Origin of the sequence: Kitasatospora sp. NPDC086009 (assembly GCF_044540385.1) — a bacterium.
Lineage (GTDB): Bacteria > Actinomycetota > Actinomycetes > Streptomycetales > Streptomycetaceae > Kitasatospora.
In genome coordinates this window covers 935525-957845 of the sequence record NZ_JBITSA010000001.1, presented here as the reverse complement: position 1 = coordinate 957845, position 22321 = coordinate 935525, and the positions used below count along the sequence as shown (strand labels likewise).

18 protein-coding genes are annotated in these 22321 nt (G+C 75.6%); 11 read left to right on the top strand and 7 right to left on the bottom strand.

Annotation, left to right across the window (positions count from 1 at the left end; translation table 11 throughout):
• Positions 1–1047 (top strand): hypothetical protein, encoded by a 1047-nt coding sequence (locus tag ACIF6L_RS04400; RefSeq protein ID WP_396486097.1) that lies wholly within the window; start codon positions 1–3, stop codon positions 1045–1047.
• Positions 1048–1096: 49 nt separating this feature from the next.
• Here ACIF6L_RS04400 and ACIF6L_RS04395 read toward each other — a convergent pair whose 3' ends face one another.
• Both ACIF6L_RS04395 and ACIF6L_RS04390 read right to left on the bottom strand, forming a co-directional pair.
• Complete coding sequence (locus ACIF6L_RS04395; RefSeq protein WP_329488842.1) at positions 1097–1504, bottom strand: multidrug efflux SMR transporter; 408 nt, start codon at positions 1502–1504, stop codon at positions 1097–1099.
• The gene (locus ACIF6L_RS04390) at positions 1458–1988 is read right to left on the bottom strand and encodes a TetR/AcrR family transcriptional regulator (protein ID WP_396486096.1); all 531 of its coding nucleotides are present in this window, start codon (positions 1986–1988) and stop codon (positions 1458–1460) included. The genes ACIF6L_RS04395 and ACIF6L_RS04390 overlap by 47 nt, the downstream gene beginning before the upstream one ends.
• 604 nt (positions 1989–2592) lie before the next feature.
• Between ACIF6L_RS04390 and ACIF6L_RS04385 the strand changes: the two genes are divergently transcribed.
• The 9 genes from ACIF6L_RS04385 (at position 2593) to ACIF6L_RS04345 (ending at position 12850) form a co-directional block, all read left to right on the top strand.
• A complete protein-coding gene (locus tag ACIF6L_RS04385) occupies positions 2593–3831 on the top strand; it encodes an aminotransferase class I/II-fold pyridoxal phosphate-dependent enzyme (protein ID WP_352294988.1) in 1239 nt (412 codons plus the stop codon).
• Positions 3828–4439: a hypothetical protein gene (locus ACIF6L_RS04380; protein ID WP_396486095.1), complete on the top strand. Its 612-nt coding sequence runs from the start codon at positions 3828–3830 to the stop codon at positions 4437–4439. Before ACIF6L_RS04385 ends, ACIF6L_RS04380 begins: the two co-directional genes overlap by 4 nt.
• Positions 4436–5374, top strand: coding sequence for a class I SAM-dependent methyltransferase (locus tag ACIF6L_RS04375; RefSeq protein ID WP_359805858.1), 939 nt, complete (start codon positions 4436–4438; stop codon positions 5372–5374). The genes ACIF6L_RS04380 and ACIF6L_RS04375 overlap by 4 nt, the downstream gene beginning before the upstream one ends.
• A complete protein-coding gene (locus ACIF6L_RS04370; protein ID WP_396486094.1) occupies positions 5371–7920 on the top strand; it encodes an MMPL family transporter in 2550 nt (849 codons plus the stop codon). The genes ACIF6L_RS04375 and ACIF6L_RS04370 overlap by 4 nt, the downstream gene beginning before the upstream one ends.
• The gene (locus ACIF6L_RS04365) at positions 7917–8666 is read left to right on the top strand and encodes a lysostaphin resistance A-like protein (RefSeq protein ID WP_396486093.1); all 750 of its coding nucleotides are present in this window, start codon (positions 7917–7919) and stop codon (positions 8664–8666) included. Before ACIF6L_RS04370 ends, ACIF6L_RS04365 begins: the two co-directional genes overlap by 4 nt.
• Positions 8667–8785: 119 nt before the next feature.
• The gene (locus ACIF6L_RS04360; RefSeq protein WP_396486092.1) at positions 8786–9739 is read left to right on the top strand and encodes a PfkB family carbohydrate kinase; all 954 of its coding nucleotides are present in this window, start codon (positions 8786–8788) and stop codon (positions 9737–9739) included.
• 86 nt (positions 9740–9825) lie between these two features.
• The gene (locus tag ACIF6L_RS04355; RefSeq protein WP_329488834.1) at positions 9826–10293 is read left to right on the top strand and encodes a VOC family protein; all 468 of its coding nucleotides are present in this window, start codon (positions 9826–9828) and stop codon (positions 10291–10293) included.
• A 31-nt stretch (positions 10294–10324) separates the two neighbouring features.
• Positions 10325–11248: a pyridoxamine 5'-phosphate oxidase family protein gene (locus ACIF6L_RS04350; protein WP_396486091.1), complete on the top strand. Its 924-nt coding sequence runs from the start codon at positions 10325–10327 to the stop codon at positions 11246–11248.
• A 252-nt stretch (positions 11249–11500) separates the two neighbouring features.
• Entirely contained in the window at positions 11501–12850 is a 1350-nt protein-coding gene (locus ACIF6L_RS04345) for a peptidoglycan-binding protein (protein ID WP_396486090.1), read from the top strand.
• Positions 12851–12867: 17 nt separating this feature from the next.
• Here ACIF6L_RS04345 and ACIF6L_RS04340 read toward each other — a convergent pair whose 3' ends face one another.
• From ACIF6L_RS04340 to ACIF6L_RS04320, 5 genes are all read right to left on the bottom strand, one after another.
• On the bottom strand, positions 12868–13632 hold the full coding sequence (locus ACIF6L_RS04340) for a TrmH family RNA methyltransferase (RefSeq protein WP_396486089.1): 765 nt from the start codon (positions 13630–13632) through the stop codon (positions 12868–12870).
• Between the two features lie 166 nt (positions 13633–13798).
• Positions 13799–15943 carry an FUSC family protein gene (locus ACIF6L_RS04335; RefSeq protein WP_359837455.1) on the bottom strand — a complete coding sequence of 715 codons (2145 nt, stop codon included), beginning with the start codon at positions 15941–15943 and terminating at the stop codon, positions 13799–13801.
• A 10-nt stretch (positions 15944–15953) separates the two neighbouring features.
• A complete protein-coding gene (locus ACIF6L_RS04330; protein ID WP_359805879.1) occupies positions 15954–17231 on the bottom strand; it encodes an HTTM domain-containing protein in 1278 nt (425 codons plus the stop codon).
• Positions 17228–17893, bottom strand: a complete 666-nt coding sequence (locus ACIF6L_RS04325) for a DUF5819 family protein (RefSeq protein ID WP_396486088.1) — start codon at positions 17891–17893, stop codon at positions 17228–17230. The genes ACIF6L_RS04330 and ACIF6L_RS04325 overlap by 4 nt, the downstream gene beginning before the upstream one ends.
• 162 nt (positions 17894–18055) lie before the next feature.
• Positions 18056–19219, bottom strand: a complete 1164-nt coding sequence (locus tag ACIF6L_RS04320) for a rhodanese-like domain-containing protein (RefSeq protein WP_329488827.1) — start codon at positions 19217–19219, stop codon at positions 18056–18058.
• Positions 19220–19524: 305 nt separating this feature from the next.
• Between ACIF6L_RS04320 and ACIF6L_RS04315 the strand changes: the two genes are divergently transcribed.
• Positions 19525–22317 carry a SpoIIE family protein phosphatase gene (locus ACIF6L_RS04315; protein ID WP_396486087.1) on the top strand — a complete coding sequence of 931 codons (2793 nt, stop codon included), beginning with the start codon at positions 19525–19527 and terminating at the stop codon, positions 22315–22317.
• The last annotated feature ends 4 nt before the right edge of the window (positions 22318–22321 follow it).

Here is a 22321-nt window from a genome sequence, read left to right as displayed (position 1 = left end):
ATGGGCTCACAACACCCCCAGGACGCCCGGCTCCGGCTGGTCGGACCGCGCCCCGGCGCGCCCGCACCCGCCGCCGTGCCCCCCGCCACGACCGTCACCACCGCCGCGACCGCCACCACACCCGCCGCCGCCCCGGGCACCGGCCGGCCCGCCCCCGCCGGGGGCTTCGCCGACACCCTGCACCTGGCCATCGAGGCCAGCGGCCTGAGCCTCGACCGGATCCGCGCCGCTCTCGCCCAACGCGGGGTCAGGGTCAGCGTGACCACGCTGAGTTACTGGCGGCGCGGCCGCAGCCAGCCCGAGCGGGCCAGTTCGCTGCGCGCCGTCCACCTGCTGGAGGAACTGCTCGGCCTGCCGCACTCCACCCTCTCCGCCCTGCTCGGCCCGCCGCGCCCGCGGGGCCGCTGGGCCGCCGCCGCCAACACCGCGCACCTGCGGCTGGAGGACGTCTGGCCGGGCGAGCAGCAGATCGCCGAGGTCTTCGCCGAGCTGGACGCCCCGCCGGTCGGCGAGCTGGAGCGGCTCTCCATCCACGACTCGTACTACGTCGACGCCGAGCGCCGCGGCAACCTGCTGCGGATGCGCCAGGTGGTCCGCGCCACCGTCGGCGGCGTCGGCCGCTGCCTGGTGGTGCACAAGGCCGACGAGGAGGCCACCGGCTGCCCCGAGATCACCTCGGTCCGGCACGGCCGCCTCGGCCGGGTCCGCCGCAGGCCGAAGGCCGGCCTGGTGGTCGGCGAGCTGATGCTGGACCGCCCGCTCGGCCACGGGGACAGCACGGTCTTCGAGTACGAGGTGGAGATCCCGCCCGGCGGCCCGACCATGGAGTACAGCCGCCGGTTCGCCATCCCGGTGCGCGAGTACGTGCTCCAGGTGCACTTCGACCCGGCGGCCGTGCCCGTCCACTGCGAGCGCTACGACCGCGCTCCGGGCGAGGACGTCGACCGCCGCCGCGAGCAGCTGTGGATCGGTGCCTCGGCCAGCGCCCACGTGCTCGCCCCCGACCAGCAGCCCGGCCACGTCGGCATCCGCTGGGAGTGGGAGTAGCGGGGCGCACCCCGCGGCGGGGCGCCGGGCGGCGCCCCGAATCAGGAGCTCACTCGTGGCTCAGCCCGCCGCCGAGGTACATCACCGCGACCCCGCCGACCACCAGCACGGCCCCGATCAGCGAGGCCGGTTTGACCGGCTCGCCGAACACGACCGCGCCGCCGACCAGCGCCCCGACCGTGCCGAGCCCGGACCAGACGGCGTACACCGGGCCCACGTTCAACGACTTCAGCGCCTGGGCCAGCAGCACGAACGCGGCGACGTAGCCGATCGCGACCACCACGCTGGGCGCGAGCCTGGTCAGTCCGTGCGAGGCCCGCAGGGCCAGTGTCGCCGTCACCTCGGCCGCGATGGCCGCTCCCACCAGCAGGTACGCCGTCATGTCCGTCCCCCGTCTCGTTTCGGATGACCTAGCTTCTGCCGCCGGCGAGGTCGACCAGCAGCTTGCGCAGCTCACGGTGCAGCCCGTCGTGCGGCGGGCTGAGGTCGAGCAGGCGGGCCGACCACCAGCCGTCCACGGCCATCCGCACGAGGGTGGCCACGGCCGGGTCCAGGCCGTCCTCGACGAGCCGCCGCTGCCAGCGCTCGTAGCGGGACCGCAGCACGTCGAGCAGTTCCGGACCGCCGGCCGCGGCGAGCAGCGCCACCGGCACCTGGTCCGCCCCGCTGGTGTCCCCGGCCGGTGACTCCTCCGGGATGCTCACCTCCAACCAGGCGAGCGCGAAGGCGCCGGGAGGCGCCTGCGGCCCGGGCAGTACGGCCTCGAACCGGTCCGCCAGCCGCTCGACGACCCCCTGGACGAGCGCCCGCTTGTTGGGGAAGTGGTGCAGCAGCCCACCCTTGCTGACGCCGGCCTCGACGGCCACCGCGTCCAGCCGCACCGCGTCCAGACCTCCCCGCACCAGCAGCCGCTCGACAGCGTCGAGCAGATGATCACGCACCGTTCCGTCCCTCTCTCCGTGTCACGGACCGTCCAGACGGTCGGCGCCCACCCTAGCAGAACCGATGTGACTCGCCGGTAATTCCAAGTGGCCCGAAAGAGACGGGTGTTGACAGCCCGGAATGGAGCGTGCTTACGTTTCCTCGGCCGAAAACAGGCGAGATCCCGGGGATCGCCGCCCGGCCACCTCAAGATTCATGCGCACGATGATCGAAGAAGCGGCGCCGGGATTTTTCTCCGCGCCAGGGGGAACGCTGTTCGACATCCACGGGGGATCATGCGAGACATACGGATTCGACGATGTCCGCGCAGGCCGGCAGCCCACGAGCGCTAGCTGACAACACGTCAACAAGGCTGAGGCGTCGGCCGTTCGCGCCGCGTCAACACACCGTCGGCTCATCCGCCATGCCCGGTCGTGCTTCGACGACCACGCCCGGGGCCGCTGCGCAACGACGCGCACCGCCCCGGGGCAGGCTTCCGCACGGCCCCGTCCGATGCGGCCGGCCCGGCCATGCCCAAGCGGCGGGTATTCCGTTCAAACCAGGGTCAAAATTCGCGTGAACCGATGCGTCGAATACGCCGATCATCGAATTCGAGGGAATCTGGTGGACATTTTCTCCAAGGTATCCGACTACCGTGCTGCCCGGGACGCCATGGCGGCGGGGATCTATCCCTACTTCCTCCCGCTCACCGGCCACGAAGGCACCACGGTCACCCTGGGTGACCGTGAGCTGGTGATGTGCGGCTCCAACAACTATCTGGGTCTGACCTCCGATCCCCGGGTCAGAAAGGCGGCCGCCGACGCGCTCGACCGGTACGGCCCGTCCTGCACCGGATCCCGCTTCCTCAACGGGAACCTCGACCTGCACGACCAGTTGGAGAGCGAACTAGCCGACTTCTACGGCAAGCCCGCGGCGGCCGTGCTCTCCACGGGCTACCAGGCCAACCTCGGCACGATCAGCGCCCTGGCCGGCCGCGGCGACGTCGTCTTCGCCGACCGCGACGCGCACGCCTCCATCGTCGACGGTTGCCTGCTCAGCGGCGCCAAGCACCGGCGCTTCCGGCACAACGACGCCCGCGCGCTGGACCGCGGCCTGGCCGCCGTCCCGGCCCAGGCCGGCAAGCTGGTCGTGGTCGACGGCGTCTACTCGATGGAGGGCGACCTCTGCGCCCTGCCGGAGATCGTCGAGGTCTGCGAGCGCCACGGGGCCCGGCTGATCGTCGACGACGCGCACGGCCTCGGCGTCCTCGACCAGGGCCGGGGCACCTGCTCCCACTTCGGCCTCACCGACCGGGTCGACCTCATCACGGTCACCTTCAGCAAGTCCCTGGCCTCGCTCGGCGGAGCCGTCGTCGGCGACGACGACGTCATCCACTACATCAAGCACCACGCCCGCAGCCTGATCTTCAGCGCCTCCGCGACCCCGGCCAGCATGGCCGCCGCGCTGACCGCGCTGCGGATCCTGCGCGAGGAGCCCTGGCGCCCCGAGCGGGCCCAGCAGAACGCCGACCACCTGCGGGCCGGCCTGCTCTCCCTCGGCATCAGCCCGGGTGAGAGCAGCACCCCGGTGATCCCGCTGCGCACCCGCGGGGTCGTCGACACCCTGCTGCTCTGGCGCCGGCTCATCGACAAGGGCGTCTACACCAACCCGGTGGTGCCGCCGGCCGCCTCGCCCCGACTGCGGCTCAGCCTGATGGCCACCCACACCACCGAGCACCTGAACCGGGTGCTGGACGCGCTCAGCGACGAGACGGCCATGTTCCTGCGCGACGGCGAGCCGGACGCCACCGACGAGCTGGCCGAGCTCGCGGAGCTCGCCGACTCGTCCGCCGCCCGGCCGTGAACCGGACGCCGGACCCCGCACGGGGCAGCCGGGCGGGCGCACCGGGCGGCCCGCCGGCCGGCCCCGGGGCGCCCCTGGCGCCCGGCCCCCCGACGATCGCCGCGCTGGCCGGCGGCGCGGCCGGTGCCGTCCTCGGCGCCGGCCTGCCCCCGGCCGGCGGCGGCGCGCCCGACTGGCCCTGGTGCGCCGCCGCCGCGATCGGCGCCGCGCTCACCCTGACGGCCGCCCTGCCGCGGCGCCGGACCGCGGCCGCCCTGCTGCCGGGCCCGCCCCACCGGGCCCCGGCGGCCGGGCTGCTGCTGCTCGGCGCCGCCCTGCCCGCCTCGGCCACCACCGCGAGCCCCGTCCTCGCGGCCGTGGTCACCGCCGTCGCCGCACTGACCGTCGCGGTGGCGCTCGGCCCGGACCGCCCCGCCGCCCGGGCGCCCGTGGTGGCCCCTGCGGTGTTCGCCCTGGTCGCGGGCGTCGCCGCCGGGGCCACCGCCCCCTCGGTGTCCGCCGGCGCCCTCGGCACCCTGGCCGGCCTGGCCGGCCTCCTGCTCCTCGCCTGCGCGGCACCCGCCTCGCAGCCCTCGGAATCCGACCACATCAGAAGGAGCCAGCCATGAGTCGCCTCGGACTCGCCGCGCGTGCCCTGCGCCTCACCCTGAGCCGCACCCACGCCGACACCACGCCCGACTACGACGCCGCGAGTTCCAGCTACGACAGCTACTTCAGCCCGGTGATGGGGGTGCACTCGGTCGCCGCGCTGAACGAGGTGGAGATCCGCCCGGGTGATGACGTCATCGAACTCGCCTGTGGCACCGGACACCTGACCCATGAGATCGTCCGCCGGCTGGAGGGCCGCGGCTCGGTGCACGCGGTGGACAAGTCCCCCGGCATGCTGGCCGTGGCGCAGGCCAAGATCCTCCCCGACACCCTGCGCGCGCCGGAGCTCGACGTCTCCCTCCAGGAGGGCGACATGGAGGAGTTCCTGCGCCCCCGCCCGACCGCCTCGGCGGACCTCGTGGTGGTCGGCTGGGCGATCTGCTACAGCAAGCCGGTCAAGCTGCTGGAGCAGATCAGGAGAGTCCTGCGGCCCGGCGGCCGGGTGGTGGTGATCGAGACCCGCGGCGACGCGCTCAAGACCCTGATCACCCAGCTGGAGAAGGTCTTCGCCGCGGACCCGTCGCTGCTCACCGGTCTGGTCCGGGTGAACCTGCCGAAGGACGCCGCCACGGTGGCCCGCTGGTTCACCAAGGCCGGCCTGACCGTCGACGTCCAGCGCGACGGCCACCAGGTACTGCCCGCCGACACCCCGGAGGCGGCCCTGGAGTGGGTCCAGCGCTCCGGCGCGGCGGCCGGCTTCAAGGACGCGGTCGACCACCGCCGCGAGGACCACGCGCTGGAGCTGATCCGCGCCGGCCTGGCCGAACACGTGGCCAGGAACGGCACGCTGGAGCTGCGGCACACCTTCGCGGTGGTCACCGGCACCAGCCCCAGCACCCCCTCGGCCGGCACCGGCCCGGGCGGGCGCCACCGCGAGGGAGTCGGCACCGCATGACCACGACCCTCACCCCCGCACCACCGGAGACCACCCACGGCGCGGTGCAACGCCGCCTGCTGCGCCTCGCCGGGGTGCTCACCGCCCGCCCGAAGACCGTGCTCGCCGTCTGGGCCGTGGTCATCGCGGTCTGCTTCCCGTTCGCCTCGCAGCTGAACGACGTCCTGACCAAACAGGGCGCCTCCAAGGTCGTCCCGGGCACCAGCAGTGCCCGGGCCGACCAGCTCGTCGAGCAGTCCTTCCCCGACCGCTCGCAGCGCGAGTCGATCGTCGCGATCGGCGCCCCGGACGTCAGGGGCGAGCAACTGCGCAAGCTGCTGGCCGAGCTGGACGGCCGGATCGCCGGGAAGGAGCGCACCGGCGAGGTCCGGCAGTCCGTCTCGGCGTACACCCTCTACCGGGACTCCACCACCGAGTACCTGCGCCAACTGCGGACCCAGGTGGACCGCGACCTCACCGCCGCGGGGGCCGGCACCTCCCCGGAGGCCCGCCGGCAGGCGGTGGACGCGGCGGTGGCGGCCGGCCAGGTCCCGGCCGGCCTCGCCGACCTGGCGCAGCGGGGGGTGGCCGCCGACGACGCGGCGCTGCCCGGTCTCGCCGCGGGCTTCGCGGCCGCCACCGACTGGCGCTCCTTCCCGGTGCCGGTGCCCGCCGGCGCCGTGAACCGCCTGCTCGCCGAGGACGGCCGGGCGGCCCTGGTGACGGTCAGCTTCGCCAAACAGGCCGGGCACGATCCGGACGTGGACTGGCTGCGCTCGGCCATCGACGGCTCGCTGCGCGCCGTCGGCGCCGGCCCGGACGTCGACGCCCACGTGACCGGCGAGCTCGCCCTGATCAAGGACACCTACAAGAAGGCCGAGGACGACAACGCCCTGATGGAGACGGTCGCCTACGCGATCATCTTCGTGGTGCTGCTGCTGTTCTTCCGCGCCGTGGTGCCCGCCGTGCTGACCGTGGCCGCGATCGGGCTGGCCATGACGGTCAGCCAGGCGGCGCTGTTCGCGCTCGGCCACGGCGTGACGCTCACCCAGTTCACCATCACGATCATGAACTTCGTGATGCTGGGCGCGGGCGTCGACTACAGCATGCTGCTCTCCTCGCGCTACCGGCAGGAACGGCTGGCCGGCCGCCCGCCGAAGGAGGCGGCGGTGCACGCCACCGCGCACGCGGGCGAGTCCATGCTGCTCGCGGCGGTGGCCGTGGTCCTCGCCTTCGGGGCCACCCTGCTCTCCCCGGTGGACTGGATCCCGCCGCTCGGCTACGGCGGGCTGATCGGCATCCCGATCGTGCTGCTCGCCGCGCTCACCCTGACGCCGGCCCTGCTGGTGCTGCTCGGCGACCGGTTCTTCGCGCTCGGCTGGCGCCCGCTGAGCGATCTGGAGCACGAGAGCGCCCTGGGCCGGCACCTGGCCAGGGCCGCCGACCTGGCGCGTCGCCGCAAGGTGGCGATCGTGCTGGTGTTCGCCGTGATCACGGTGCCGTTCGCGGTGATCACCGCCCAGCACCGCTCGACCGCCGACCCGGTGGCGCTCAGCCCGGCCACCGACTCCAAGGCCGGCTTCGAGCTGGTCGCCGAGAAGTGGGGCGACGCGGCCGTGCTGCCCACCCTGGTGGTCACCCGGCCGGCCGCCGGCGTGGTCGACCCGGCCACCCACCGGCTCACCGCGAGCGGCCTCGGCTCGGTGACGGCGCTCACCGACCGACTGGCCGCCGTCCCCGGCGTCGCCCGGGTCTCCGCGGTGACCAGGCCGTTCGGCAGCCCGCTGCCGGCCGCCCAGGTCGACGCGCTGACCGCGGACGTACGGCGGGACTACCTGGCCGACGACGGCGCGCTGCGGATCGTGGTCGAACTCGCCGACCCGCCCTACTCCGAGGCCGCGGTCGCCACCGTGGACCGGATCCAGGACGTCACCGAGGGCGCGAAGGACGTCGGGGCGCTCCAGGTCGGCGGCGCCACCCAGGTCGACCGCCAGTACGGCAACGCGCTCAACTCCAGCTTCTGGCAGATGATCGGGCTGGTCTCGGTCGGCGTGTTCGTGATGCTGGTGGTGGCCCTGCGCTCGCTGCTGATCCCGGTCCGGCTGATCCTCACGATCATGATGAGCAACGTCTGGGCGATCGGCATCACCGTGCTGATCTTCCACTTCTGGCTCGACCGGGCGATCATCGACGACCTGCCGATCTTCCTCACCGTCCTGATGATGGGGCTCGGCATGGACTACGAGATCTTCCTGGTCACCCGGGTCCGCGACCTGGTGCGCGGCGGGGCCGACCAGGAGAGCGCCACCATCGGCGCGGTGGTCGACACCGGCCGGGTGATCAACGCGGCGGGCCTGGTGATGGCCGGCAGCCTCGGCACGATGGTGCTCTCCTCCACGGTGATGCTCCAGGAGTACGGCGCCGGCCTCGGCCTGGCCGTCCTGCTGGACGCCACCCTGATCCGGATGCTCTTCGTCCCGGCCACGCTGCTGCTGTTCCGCCGCTACAACTGGTGGCTCCCCTCGCTGCGCCGCGCCCCCGCGGTGGCGGAGGTGGGCCCGCGATGACCGCGAACCGTCCGGTGGCGGCGCCCGCGCCCCCCGAGCCCGCCGCCACCGGACGGGCTCGCACCCTGCACCGCCTGCGCGACCGCCACCGCGCCACGCCCGTCGCCTCGGCCGCGCTGCTGTTCGCGGTGCTGGCCTCGGTCCGGATCGCCGGAGCGTTCGCGATCCCGCTGATGGTCCTGTCGGTGGGCCTGAGCGCGCTGGTCCTGACCGTGCTGGACCGGCCGGACCGCGCCGCCGCCGGGCTGCGCCGCTTCCGGTTCGGGCCCGCGGCGGCCGGCACCGCGCTGGTGGTGCTCGCCTACGCCGACACCGTCTTCGCCACCCGCGCCGCCTTCGGGCGGGGCGGGGGCAACTGGACGGCGCTGATCCCGGAGCTGTTCCGGCAGCTGGCACCGGGCGCCCCGGTGGTCGCGGGCCTGGCCATGGTGGTCTGCATGGGCGTCCTGGTGCCGCTGGTCGAGGAGGTCTGCTACCGGGGCGTGCTGTACCACGCGGTGGAGCGCGGCCGGGGTCCGGTGGTGGCGATCGCCGCCACCTCGGCCGCCTGGGCGCTGGTCCACCTCGGCGACTACGGCCTCAACCCGTTCGACACCCGGGTGATCACCGGGGTCCTGCCGTCCGTCTTCACCATGGGCCTCGCACTCGGCGTCTGCCGCGCCTGGACGGGCTCGGCGCTGGCCAGCGCCGTCGCCCAGGGCACCGCCAACCTGCTGCTCCTCGGCTGGGTCCTCTGGGCCCTCTAGGGCTTGCCCGACGAGCGCCGGACCGGCCCGTCCCGCCGCCGTCGCGCACACCCCTCCGCTCCGCTCCGGCCGCTCCGGCCACGTCACTCCGGACCCTCCACGGTGAGGCAGGTACCCCCATGAGAATCGCGGTCACCGGCCCGATCGTCATCGACAACCTGATGACCTTCCCCGGCCGTTTCACCCACCAGTTGCTGCCCGCCCAGCTCAAGCACCTGTCGCTCTCCTTCCTGGTCGACGACCTGGAGGTGCGCTACGGCGGCGTGGCCGCCAACGTCGCCTACGGGCTCGGCCGCCTCGGCCGCCGGCCGCTGCTGCTGGGCGCGGCCGGCCGGGACTTCGGCGACTACCGGGAGCGGCTGACCGAGGCCGGGGTGGACACCTCCCTGGTCCGGGTCTCGACCGAGCTGGCCACCGCCCGCTACACCAGCACCACCGACGCCGACCGCAACCGGATCACCTCCTTCCACCCCGGGGCGCTGGCCGAGGACGTCAGCCCGGGCCCGCCGGGCTGGACGGAGGGCGTCGGGCTGGTCTTCCTCGGCCCCGCCGCGGCGGAGGTGATGGCCGCCCGCGCCGCCGAGTGCCGACGCCTCGGCCTGCCGTACCTGGTGGACGTGGCCGGCCGGACGGAGGAACTGGGCACGGCCGGCGCCGAGGCCGTGCTGGCCGGCGCCGACTGCCTGGTCACCAACCGGCGCGAGCGAGGCCTGCTGCTGGAGCACACCGGGTGGACCGCCGAGGAGGTGCTGCGGCGGGTCGGCAGCTGGGTCACCACCCTCGGCCCGGAGGGCGTCTGGATCGACTACCCGGACGAGCCCTCGCTGGCCGTCCCGGCCGCCCCGGTCTCCCGGCTGCCGGACGGCGCCGGCGCGGGCGGCGCGTTCCGGGCGGGCTTCCTGGCGGGCCGGGCCGACGGCCTGCCGGACGACGCCTCGGCCCGGATCGGCTGCGTGCTGGCGGCGTACGCGCTGGAGTCGGCCGGCAGCCAGGACTACCTGTTCACCGCCGAGGCCTTCCAGGACCGGCTCGCCGAGACCTACCTAACCACTACCGATGCCAGTACTGGTTGACGGGACATCAGGCTAACCACTACCGTCTCTTGTACAGGTTAGGGAGCGGGCGCCTCCGGGCGCCCCGGCCACGGGAGTGATCAGCCATGTCCAGCACCGCCACCAGCACCCTGCAGACCGGCCACATCGGCCTGAACGTCACCGACCTCGACCGCTCGACGGCGTTCTACCGCAGCGTCCTCGGCCTGGAGCTGGTGAAGGAGGGCACCGACCCCGAGCGCCGCTTCGCCTTCCTCGGCCGCGACGGCCGGCTGGTGATCACCCTCTGGCAGCAGAGCGCGGGCGCCTTCGCCACCGCGGCGCCCGGCCTGCACCACCTCTCCTTCCAGGTCGACAGCCTGGACGAGGTCCGCGCGGCCGAGCGGCTGCTGCGCGAGCTGGGCGCCGGGTTCGCCCACGACGGCGTCGTCCCGCACAGCGAGGGCGCGGCCTCCGGCGGGATCTTCTTCACCGACCCGGACGGCATCCGGCTGGAGATCTTCACCCCGCAGGGCGTGGACGCGACCGGCGCCACCGCCCCCACCGGCACGGCCCCCACCTGCGGGTTCTTCTAGGCCCGCCCGACCGGATCGGGAGGCAGCCGCCATGACGGACAGCAGCAGCACGCCGTACCACCCGGGCGAGCGCGCGGTGCAGGCCCGGGCCGGCCGCACCGAGCGGGCCGACCACTCGGGCCGCGCGATCGGCCGCACCATCCCGGCCGTGGCCGCCCGCTTCCTGGCGGAGCGGCGGGTGCTGGTGGTCGGCGCCGCCGACGCCGCCGGCCGGCTCTGGGCGACCCAGCTCACCGGCGGCCCCGGCTTCCTGCGCGCACCCGACGAGCGGACCCTCACGGTGGCGGCCCGGCCCGCCGCCGAGGACCCGCTGGCCGCCGTCCTCGCCGGGCCCGCCGAGGTCGGCACCATCGCCCTGGACCCGGCCGGCCGGCGGCGGATGCGGCTCAACGGCCGCTCCGCGCCGGACGGCCGCGGCGGCCTGGTGATCACCGCCGACCAGGTCTACGCCAACTGCCCCAAGTACATCCAGCGCCGCAGCCCGCTGGAGCAGCCGTCGGCCGGCGTCCCGCACGTGGTGGCCGCCGGCGCGGTGCTCTCCACCGCCCAGCGGCTGGCCGCGGCCACCGCCGACACCTTCTTCATCGCCACCGCCGGTCCGGACGGCCGGGTGGACGCCTCGCACCGGGGCGGCAACCCCGGCTTCCTGCGCGCCGTCGGCCCGGACCGGCTGCGCTGGCCCGAGTACGCCGGCAACAGCATGTTCATGACGCTGGGCAACCTGGAACTCGACCCGCGCGCCGGACTGCTGCTGCCCGACTTCGAGACCGGCGGGGCGCTGCTGATCACCGGTGAGGCCCGGACCGACTGGTCCGACGCGGCGGCGGCCGGTCTGCCGGGGGCCGAGCGGGTGGTCGACCTCACCGTCACCGGTGTCGTCGAACTGGCCGACGCCACCCCGCTGACCTGGACCGGCCCCGAGTACTCCCCGGCCAACCCGCCCGCCGCCGCCTGACCGCCGCCGGGCGGCCCGCACCCGTCCGGCCACCACCGCCGGGAGCTGACCGCCCGTCGGGGCGGCCGCCGTGCCACCGCCAGCCGTTCCCCCGCGCCACGCCTCGACCGCCGACCCTCCGTCACCCGGGCGGCGCACCCCGCCGCGCCGAGCACCCGTCCGGTTTGGGAGTTTGGTCGGACAGCACGCGATACCGGCCTGGGCACGTCCCTCCTGTCGTGCCATCAGGACTGACCGGGAAAGAGGCGGAGAATGACCCCCACCGAGCAATCGGCCCCGTTGCTGGAATTCGACGAGGTCGAACCGGACGAGGACTGCATATGCGGGGGCTGCCGGGCCCGCAGCCGGGCCCGGCGGCACGCCGCGCCGGTGCACGAGGGCGGGCACGCCGCGGCCCGGAGCGTCCGCCGCCGCGCCGCCGTCCTGGTGGCCGCGGTCGGCACCGCCCTGGGCGGCGGGGCGGCCGGGGCCGCGGCGGCCCCCGCGCCGACCCCCGGCGGCGCCAGCGCCGCCCAGCCGCCGACCACCCCGCAGGGCGGGGTGAGCGGCCTCTACGGCGAGGAGCCGGGCGCCCGTTCCCCCGCCGCCCCGCGGGCCACCGCGGAGCCGCTCACCAGGGCCGCGATCGTCGAGCGGGCGCAGAGCTGGCTCGCCCAGAAGGTCCCGTACAGCATGAGCCGCTTCTGGTCCGACGGCTACCGCCAGGACTGCTCCGGCTTCGTCTCGATGGCCTGGGGCCTGGACAGCAGTCAGACCACCTGGACACTGCCCGACTTCGCCGACCGGATCACCAAGGCGGACCTCCAGCCCGGCGACATCCTGATCTACAACAACCCGGCCAACCCCCAGGCCGGCTCGCACGTGACCCTCTTCGGCGGCTGGACGGACTCCTCCCGCACCCGCTACCTGGCGTACGAGCAGACCTCCCCCGGCACCACCCGGCGGGACACCCCGTACGCCTACTGGAGCAACTCCGCCTCGTACCTCCCGTACCGCGCCAAGGCGCTCTCCACCCCCGGCAGCAGCAACGACGGCGCCGCCTCCGCGTCGACCGCCTTCCCGGGCGCCGACAAGTTCGGCCCCGGGGCGAACAACGCCCACGTCACCGAGCTCGGCCGGATGCTGGTCGAGCGCGGTGGCGGCCGGTTCTACACCGAGGGCCCCGGCCCGCGCTGGGGCGAGGCCGACCGGAAGGCCACCGAGGCCTTCCAGCTCGCCCAGGGCTGGCGCGGCAGCGAGGCCGACGGCCTGCCCGGCAAGGACACCTGGAACTACCTGGTCGCCCACAAGGGCCGCGACATCCCCGCCGCCGCCACCCGGCTCCCCCCGCCCCCGGTCGCCCCCGGCGGCGACACCGCGGTGCCCGCCTTCCCGGGCGGCGACCGGTTCGCCCCGGGCGCCGACAACGCGTCCGTGACGCGGCTCGGCGAGCAGCTGGTCCGCAGGGGCTTCGGCCGGTTCTACACCGAGGGCCCCGGCCCGCGCTGGGGCGAGGCCGACCGGCTGGCCGTCCAGGCCTTCCAGCTCGCCCAGGGGTGGAGCGGCGCCGAGGCGGACGGCTACCCCGGGCCGGACACCTGGCACCGGCTGTTCGCGCCGTAGCCCTCTCGGTGCCCGCCCTACCGGGGAAGGCCGGGCGGGCGGCCCGACATCCAGTGGAAGAGACCCATCGCCACGCTGGTCGCCAGGTTGAAGCTGGAGACGCCGGGCTGCATCGGCACCGCGACCAGCCGGTCCGCCCGCGCCTTCAGCTCCGCCGAGACCCCGTGCCGCTCGGTACCGAAGGCCAGCAGCGCGTCGTCCGGCAGGGCCACCGTCCGGATGTCCGAGCCCTCCGGGTCCAGCACGTACAACGGGCCGGCGGGCAGCTCGGGCAGCTCCAGCCGCTCGACGGCGGTGGCGAAGTGCAGGCCGGCGCTGCCCCGCACCACGTTCGGGTGCCAGGGGTCCAGGTCCCCCGTGGTCACCACGCCGGTGGCGCCGAAACCGGCCGCCAGCCGGATCACCGCGCCCACGTTGCCCAGGTTGCGCGGATTCTCCAGCAGCACGACCGGCGCCGTCCGGGGCCGCCGGCCGAGGGCCGCCAGGTTGGCCGCGCTGGTCGGGCGCCCGGCCAGCGCGATCACCCCGGTGGGGTGCGGCCTGGGCACCAGCGCCCGCAGCGCCGCCTCCGGCAGCTCCACGGCCAGGGCGGCCACCGCGGGGGCGACGTCCTCGGCCAGCTCGGCGGCGAGCGCCAGCAGCGCGGCCCGGTCGGCGGTCAGCACCTGCCGGACGTCCCCGCCGAAGCGCAGCGCGTGCTTGAGCGCGTGGAACCCGTCCAACAGCACCGTGTCCGGCGCCGCCGCGCCCGCCCGCCACTCCCGCACCCGCTCGTCGTCCATGACGCCCACTCTGCCACCCCCGCCCCACCGCCCCCGCCGGGGCGGCCGACCGCCGGCCGAGGCCCGCAGGTGCCCGGCCCGCCACGCCGCTCCGACCGGCGGCTCCGCGACGTGCCCGCAGCGTGCCCGCCGGCCCGCCGGACGGCCACCGCCCGACCGCCCGCGGCTACCGCGCCGTGGACTCCTGCGCGCGCTGCGCCGGGGTGGCCGAGGCGCCCCCGCGCAGCGCGCGCTCCAGGTCCTTCAGCGCCTGGAGCAGCAGCCGGCTGCTGGTCCGGACGACATCGCGCTGGACGCTCGCCGGCGCCTGCGCCAGCCGGTCCTCCAGCCCGCGCTGCGCCTCCCGCACGGCGTCGAACTCCACCGGGCGGTCGGTGAGCAGCGCGGCCGCCGCGAGCGCGGTGGCCAGCCGCAGTTCCTCGGCGAACTCGGCGGCGCCCGGCACCGGATCGGCGTCGGCGGTGGGCAGGTGGGCCTCCAGCAGCACGGCGACCCGGCCCAGGTGGCCGACCGCCGCCCGGGCCCGGTCCAGCTGGCGGCGGCTCACCCCGGGCAGCCCGGAGGCGTGCCGGCCGGGCTCGGCGTCGGCCCGCTGCATCGCCTGGAGCAGCTCGGACCGGGCCTCCCGGGAGTCCAGCAGCGCCGAGCGGACCTCCCGCCCGCGCGGGGCGCCCGGGTCCTCGTAGACGGCGAGCACCGCGGCCGCGTAGCGCCCGGCGGCGGCCAGCCACTCGGCCAGCCGCTCGCCGAGCCGGGCGGTCTGCCAGGTGGGGAAGAGCGCGTAGGCGAGCAGCGCGACGGAGCCGCCGAGAAAGGTCAGTCCGACCCGCTCGAAGGCGGTGACCAGCGGGTTCCCCTCCTGGAGGCCGAGCAGGAAGACGACGTACGAGGAGATGCAGACCGTCATCAGCGCGTAGCCGGTGCGAAGTGTGAGGTACGCGCCGCCGATGCAGAGCACCGCGAGCGCGGCCAGCACCCACTCGCCGGGGTGGGCCAGCTGCACCACCAGGGTGGAGACCGCGACGCCGACCATCGTCCCGGCCAGCCGGGCCACGCCCCGGCTGTAGGTCTGCGCGAAGTCGGGCCGCATCACCATGGCGGCGGTCATCGGGGCCCAGTAGCCGTGCTCGAAGCCGAGCAGCCGGGCGAGCAGGTAGGCGAGCACCACGACCGCGGTGATCCGGACGGCGTGCTGGAACACCGCCGAGTGCGGCTGGAGCTGGCGCCGCACCGCTCGCAGGGCGACCGGCAGCATCCGGGAGAGCGGCGGTTTGAGCAGCGCCCCGCCGGCGCCGACCACCGGCGTGCTGATGGTGTCCTCGTCGCCGCGCTCCAGGGCGTCCGCGGCCTTGCGCAGCAGCCCGGCCAGCCGGCGGGCGGCCCGTCGGCTGGCGCCCTGCAGCTCCGGCCCGTCGGCCGGGGCGGCCAGCGTGAGCGCCGGTGCGGAGCGGGGCAGCTGCAGCGGATCACCGGTGCGGACGGCCCGCGCCAGCGCGTCCATCGCCTCGGCGGCGGCGGCCAGCACGGCCCGGGCCCGGTCCCGCTCGGGCCCCTCCTCGGGGGCGCCGACCTTGGGGTCGGCGATCGCGGCCAGGGTCGGGCGGACCCGCTCGGCGATGCCGCGCAGCCCGCGCAGCTCGGGCGGCCGGCGGCGGTCCTGCCAGGGCGTCAGCGCGGCCGCGTGCCGGGCCGTCATGAACGGCGCCGGGTCGACGTGCGCGGTCGGGTCCTGGCGCAGCCGCCGGGCGTAGTCGGCGAGTTCGGCGTAGGTGTCGGCGAGCGCCTCGCGCTGGGCGGTCCAGCTGCCGATCGGCCAGAACGTGATGACGGCCGCCTGGACGACGCCGCCGAGGGCGCAGACCAGCCCGTGGCCGAGCGCGGCGGGCACGCTGACCGGGAGCTGGACCACGACCAGCATGACCGAGAGGGTGTTGGCGGCGACCACCCCGGCGGTCGGCCCGATCGCCCAGGCGAGGCCCGCCCCGAAGGACCAGACCGCGAGCAGCACCGGGAACGCCCCGTACACCCCGGCCGCCAGGTACCCGAGGAAGGTACTGGTGCCGAGACCGATCCCGGCCGCGACGGCGAGCGTGGGCCGGGGGCGGAAGCTGCGCTGGAAGGTGGCCGTCCCGGCGATGAACGCGCCCATCGCGGCCGAGGTGGCGAGCCGGGGCCCGCCCAGGGCCAGGGTCGGGAAGAGCACCAGGGCGACGGCGACGGCCCCGCGGGCCGCGCGTTTGGGGTCGGTGAGCGCCCGGTCCAGGGTCAGTCCGGTCCGCGCGGTGTCTCGGAGTGCGGCAAACCAGGACATAGCGGTCAGCTTAGGGGAGCGGCTCCGTCCGGGAGCGGAGGCTCCCGGCACGCGCCACCAGGCTCCGGGACCGTACCGCCAGGCCGCCGACGCGCGCGGCGGCCCAGCGCAGCACCCCGGTCGGCAGGAAGACCGCGTCCGCCGCGACCATCGCCAGCGAGAACACCGGCAGCCCCAGCAGCACCGCGATCCCCAGGTGTTCGGCCATCATCACCGCCAGCAGCACGTTCTTGATCCGCCGGTCGACCAGCGTGAACGGGAACGCCACCTGGAGCAGCACCGTCCCGTAGGAGACCAGGAAGACCGGCAGCAGGGCCGAGCCGACCAGCCCGGACAGCCCCGGCCAGGGCGTGAAGTAGTCCAGGTGCAAGGGGTAGTAGAGCGCGGTGCCGTCCTGCCAGCGCGAGCCCTGCACCTTGTACCAGCCGGCCGTGGCGTAGATCAGCACCACCTCGGCGGCGATCACCAGCATCGCGCAGTTGTGCACCATGTTCGCCAGCGCGTCCAGCACCGCGCGCGGCTCGCCGTCCGGCCGCAGCCGCCCGAGCAGCCACCAGAGCCCGGCCACCGCCCACAAGCCCCAGAACACCGGCGCCCAGCCGACGTGCGGGAAGGTCGCGGCCGTCCAGGTCAGGCTGTCCCCGGAGAAGTCGCCGAGCTGGCAGACCAGCAGCACCGCCCCCAGCACCGCCCAGAGCAGCACCCCGCTCCGCCCGGGGGCCGGCCGCCGGGCGTCCAGCGACCAGACCCGCGCGCAGCGGGTGAAGACCAGGTAGACGGCCATCAGGTGGACGACGTTGTCGCCGCCGTCGCCGAGGAAGACGTTGCGGTTCTGCAGCGACAGCACGGTGACCAGGAACAGCACGGTGCTCGCCCTGGTCCGCCAGCCCAGCAGGACGGCGAGGGCGGCCAGCACCGCCAGGTGGTAGACCAGCTCGAACCAGAGCCGCCCGCCGAACCACGGCAGCACCGTCAGCGCGCCGTTGTCCGCCAGCAGCCGCTCGGCCAGGTCGAGCGACCACGGCGAGGTGTCGCCGTAGAGCACCCGCCGGTGGGGCCACTCGCGCAGCAGGAAGGCCAGCCAGACCAGGCCGAAGCCGATCCGCACCGCGGCCGCCTGGTGGCGCCCGAGCGCCTGACCGGTGAAGGCCGCGAGGGCCCGCCCGAGGGCGGCGCGGGGGCCCGCACCGGGCCGTCCGGGGGCCGGGAGCGCCGGCGCCTCCGGCCGCGGCTGCCGGGGGATCCCGTCGAGCAGCTCCGGCCCGACCGTCGGGGGCACGTCGCTCACCCGAGCCCCCGGAAGTCCTCGTCGCCCACCGGCCACCACGGCAGCTCGCGGACCTTCGGCGCGGGCGGCGCGGCCTCCCCGCTCCAGTCCGGCGGCGGGACGGTGGCGGCCGTCACCCGGAACTCGATCTGCAGGATCCGCTCGCCGTCGACGCTCCGGCCGATCCGCTGCAGCGCGATCCGCTTCAGGTACTGCTCGGCCAGCTTGCCGCGCGGGTTGGTCAGCGAGTCGTCCTGCGCGCTGTGCGAGCCCTCGTAGAAGTCCCAGGCCCGGCGGAGCAGGTTCTGGTCGGCGTGGCTGGGCGCGGGGTTGCCGCGGATCGCCGCGACGTCCCGGGCGGTCAGCCCGGTCCAGTCGTGGGTCCTGGTCGCACCGCCGTCCGCGACCGTGCGCACCCGGGCGTCCAGACTGACGTTCTGCTGGAGCGGGTTGGGGGCGAACAGCTTCCAGTTCTGCTCGAACTCCGGGTACACCAGGCCGTCGACCTGCTCCCGGTACTCCCGGGAGGCCGAGTTGGCCGGGGCCACGTGCAGGAACACCGCGGCGAGGAAGAGCCCGGTGCCCGCGACCAGCACCGCGCCGGCCACCCCGAGCACGGCCAGGGCCGACCCCGACCAGGGCCGCCCGGCGGGCGGCGCCCCGGTGTCCTCGGTCCCGGCCATGGCATCGTCTCCCCAGCCTCCGGCCGGGAGGGGTCCCACCCTGCCGGACGTACGCCGCCGGTCCCGTCCCGGCTCGGTCGAGCGCCCATCCTGCCCTACCCGGGCGACGGCGGTCCCGGCGGCGGCGGGGGAGGCGGCCGCACCGCGCCCCCGGAGGACGGGCTAGAGGACGAAGGCGTCCCGGCCGTCGCTGCTCACCATCGGCCGCCCGGCCGACTCCCACGCGTACATCCCGCCGTCCACGTTGACCGCGTCCCGGCCGTTCTGCACCAGGTACTGGACGACCTGCGCGGAGCGCCCGCCGACCCGGCAGAGCACGTAGAGCCGCTCGTCCGGCAGCTCGGCGAGACGGGCGATCACCTGGCCCATCGGGATGTGCAGCGCGCCGTCCACGTGGCCGGCGTCCCACTCGTCCTGCTCGCGGACGTCCAGCAGGGCGGCCTCGGCGGGGACGGCGGCGGCTTCGGCGGTGGGGATCTGCGGGAACATCGTCTGACTCTCCTGGGGCTCGGTCCGGTGGGCCCCATTGTCTCCCACCGGCTGTCCGCCGAGCAGCCGTTCCAGCTCGGCCTGCTGGGCCGCGGCCTTGGCCAGCAACTGGTCGGCGAGCTCCTCCAGCAGCCCGTCCGGGTCCTGCGGGGCGAGCGCGAGCAGCTGGCCCATCGCGGTGTTCTCCAGCCTGACCTGCTCGGTGGCGGTCTCGGCGATCTTGGCGGTGAGCCACTCCAGCCGCCGGCGCAGCCAGCCGAGCCGGTCGGGGGCGTCCACCGCGGGCGCCGCCTCGGGGGCGGTGGACCACTCGGCGGCCAGGCCCTCCAGGGCCTCGGTGTCGCCGTACGCGTAGGCCTCGTTGACCCGGGCGATGAAGGCCGCCCGGCGCAGCTGCTCGGCCGGGTCGGTGGTCAGGTCGGGGTGGGCGCGGCGGACGAGTTCGCGGTAGACCCGCTGGGCGTCCCGGCCGGGCCGCACCCGGGCCGGCGCGGCCGGCGGCGCGGTGGCCGCGTCCTGCTCCTGCACGCTGTCGAACAGCGCGTCCAGGTCGGGGAGTTCGTCCACCCGCAGGCGCGCCTCGGCGGCCCGCCGGAGGTCCTCGGGGTGCCCGGTCCGGGTGGCCACCGTCTCGGCGATCAGCGCGTCCAGCTCGTCCAGCCGGGCGTAGAGCGGGCCGAGCAGCTGATGGTGGATCAGCGCGAAGTTGTCGATCTCGACCCGCAGCGTCTGCGTGTCGACGTCCATGGTCAGCCAGGCGAGTTCGGCGGCGGCGACCCGCTCCTCCAGCTCCTGCTGCTCCGGATCCGTCCAACGGGCGGGGCTCTGCGCGGTCACGTCTCGCCTCTGTCTCGTCCTGCCGGCTCGTCCTGCTGCCGTGCCCTCCGCCGTACCGGGAGCGGCACGCCCGCCCCGCGGGGCGGCCCGGCCTGCCACCCTACCTCCGTGCGCGCTGCTCCTCCCGGGTGGACGAGGAGCGCGGCCGGCGGCGCACCCCCGTGCCGCTCAACTGATACTGATGAATCTCCCCGTTTCGCTATCGAGCCCGGCCCGGTCCGTGCTTCGCTGGTACGCACAGCGTGCCTCCTCCAGAGAGACGGCCACCTCCAGGCGTGGCGGCCAGGCGGGAGCAGACCGAATCCATGGTGGACGAGCCCAACTCAACACCGCGTCCGGCGGCCGGCACGGCCGGGTCCGGGGCCTTACCGGGCGACCAGCCCTCAGGGGTGGTCGCGCTGGTCCGGCTCGCCCTCGTCCTGGTCGACCGGACGGGCCGGATCGCGCAGTGGAGCAGGTCCGCCGAGGAGTTGTTCGGGCACCGCGCCGACGTCACCCACGACCGCCCCGCCTCCGGCCTGCTGCCGGCCGTCGAGCCGCGCAGCGTCCCCGGCCCGGCCGCCGCCCCCGCCGTCCGGCACCGACGCGACGCGCTGGACACCCTGGCCGAGCTGACCTCCGGCGGCCGTCCGTGGGCCGGGCAGATGCCGGTCGTCGACCGCGAGGAGCACCTGCGCGACGTGCTCTGGTGGGCCTATCCGCTGGCCGGCCGGACCGGCGGGCTGCTGGCCCTGGCCGCCGACGCCCGCCCGCTGCGCTCCACCGGGCCGCGGCTCGCGCTCGGCGAGCGCCTGCTGCCGTTCGCCGCCACCCCCGCCGCCCGGGGCGGCTTCCACCGGCTCACCGCCGCCCTCACCGCGCCCGGCCGCCCGGTGCCCGAGCCGCTCGCCCGGCTGCTGCCGGCCGGCTCCGGCGACCGCCCGGCCGCACTGCTCGACGCGCTCGCCCGGGCCGGTCTGCCCGCCCTGCGGCTGGACGCCGGCACCGTGCTCCCCGTCCTGCCGGCCGATCCGCAGGCCGGCACCGCGCACGCGGCCGCGGGCATCGGCCGCCGCTACCCGACCGCCCAGCAGCGGGCCGCCCGGCTCGGCCCGCCCCCGCAGCCCGAGCAGCCCGCCCCCGGCCGGCGGCCGGCCGGTCCACTGCCCGTCCAGCGCGAGGCCGCCGACCGGCCCGCCACCCCGGCCGCCCGGCCCGCCGGCGCCGCGGGCGCGGCCTCGGCGGCCGCCCCGGCCGTCCCCGCCCCGCCCCGAGGAGGCGCCACCATCGAGCAGGCCGCCGTCGAGTCGTCCGCCCCCGGGCATCTGGTCCACCGCGGTGACCAGGCCCCGCCCGGCGCCGTCCCCTCCCCCGCCGAGGCACCGTGCGGCACGGGCGCCGCGTCGGGCGCCACCGCGTCGGGCGGCCGGCTCTCCCCGTTCCTGACCAACGGCCAGGCCGGGGAACAACTGGCCCTGCTGGGCGAGGTCGGCGGCAAGGTCGGCACCACCCTGGACCTCGGCTTCACCGCGCGCGAGCTCTGCCAGGTGCTCGTCCCCCGGGTCGCCGACTTCGCCTGCGTCGACCTGGTGGACGGCCTGATCTCCGACTCCGAGCTGCCCGAGGCCCGGCCGGACGACGACACCATGCTGCGCCGGGTCGCCCTGGCCAACAACGACTCGACCGGCCAGTGGGACCACGTCCTCGCCGAGGGCTCGCTGGTCGCGATGCCCCGGCACACCCCGCCCGGGATGGCCCTCCAGCTGAACCAGCCGGTCCTGGTCCCGGTGATCAGCGAGGACGTCGCGGTCGACTACGCCGCCGCGCTGGGCGGTGTCCGGCTCGCCCCGGTGGTCTCCGGCCGCTCGATGCTGGTCGTGCCGCTCTCCGCCCGGGGCACCGTGCTCGGCATCCTCAAGCTGCTCCGGCTGCCCGACCGCGCCCCCTTCGACGAGGGCGACGCCGCCACCCTCAAGGAGCTGGCCGCCCGCGCCGCGCTCTCGCTGGACAACGCCCGGCTGCACCGCGCCGAGTCCAAGGTCGCCACCGTCCTGCAGCGTTCGATGATCCCGACCCGCCCGCCGCAGATCCCCGGCGTGCAGATCGCCCACCGCTACCTGCCGGGCGACTCCAAGGCCGAGGTCGGCGGGGACTGGTTCGACGCGATCCAGCTGCCCGGCAGCCGGGTCGCCCTGGTGGTCGGCGACGTGATGGGCCACGGCCTGCACTCGGCCGCCGCGATGGGCCGCTTCCGCACCGCGATGCAGACCCTCGCCGCCCTGGACCTGCCGCCCGGCCAGCTGCTGCGCCACCTGGACAACCTGGCCCAGAAGCTCGGCGACGACCATCTGGCCACCTGCCTGTACGCGGTCTACGACCCGATCAACCGGACCTGCGAGCTGGCCAGCGCCGGCCACGTCCCGCCGGTGCTGGTGCACCCGGACGGCACCGGCGAGCTGCTGGAGATCCCGGCCGGCGCGCCGATCGGCGTCGGCGGGGTGCCGTTCGTCGCCAAGACCATCGACGTCTCGGACGGCTCGATGCTGGTGCTCTGCACCGACGGCCTGGTCGAGGTCAGGGGCGGCGACATAGGTACCGGGCTGGCCGCGCTCTGCGGCAATCTGATCGACCCGCAGCGCAGCCCCGAGGAGGCCTGCGACGTCGTCCTGGACCGGCTGCACTCGGACGACCGCAAGGACGACGTCGCCCTGCTGGTGGCCCGCTTCGACGGCGTCGCGCCGACCGAGGTGGCCACCTGGGACCTCACCGTGGACCACCGCGAGGTCGGCCGGGCCCGCGCGCTGGTGCGCGAGCAGCTGACCGGCTGGCACCTGGAGGGGCTCCGCGACACCACCGAGCTGCTGGTCAGCGAACTGGTGACGAACGCCGTCCGGGTCGCCCGGGACCGCGTCCAGCTCCAGCTGATCCGGGTGGACAAGCTGCTGGTCGAGGTCAGCGACGACAACCACAACCTGCCGTCGCTGGAGCCCGCCGAACAGCTCGGCGAGACCGGCCGCGGCCTGACGCTGGTCACCAAGCTCGCCGAGCGCTGGGGCACCGCCCGCAAGGCGGTCGGCAAGGTGGTCTGGTTCGAACTGCCGCTACCGCCCACCGGCTGAGCGC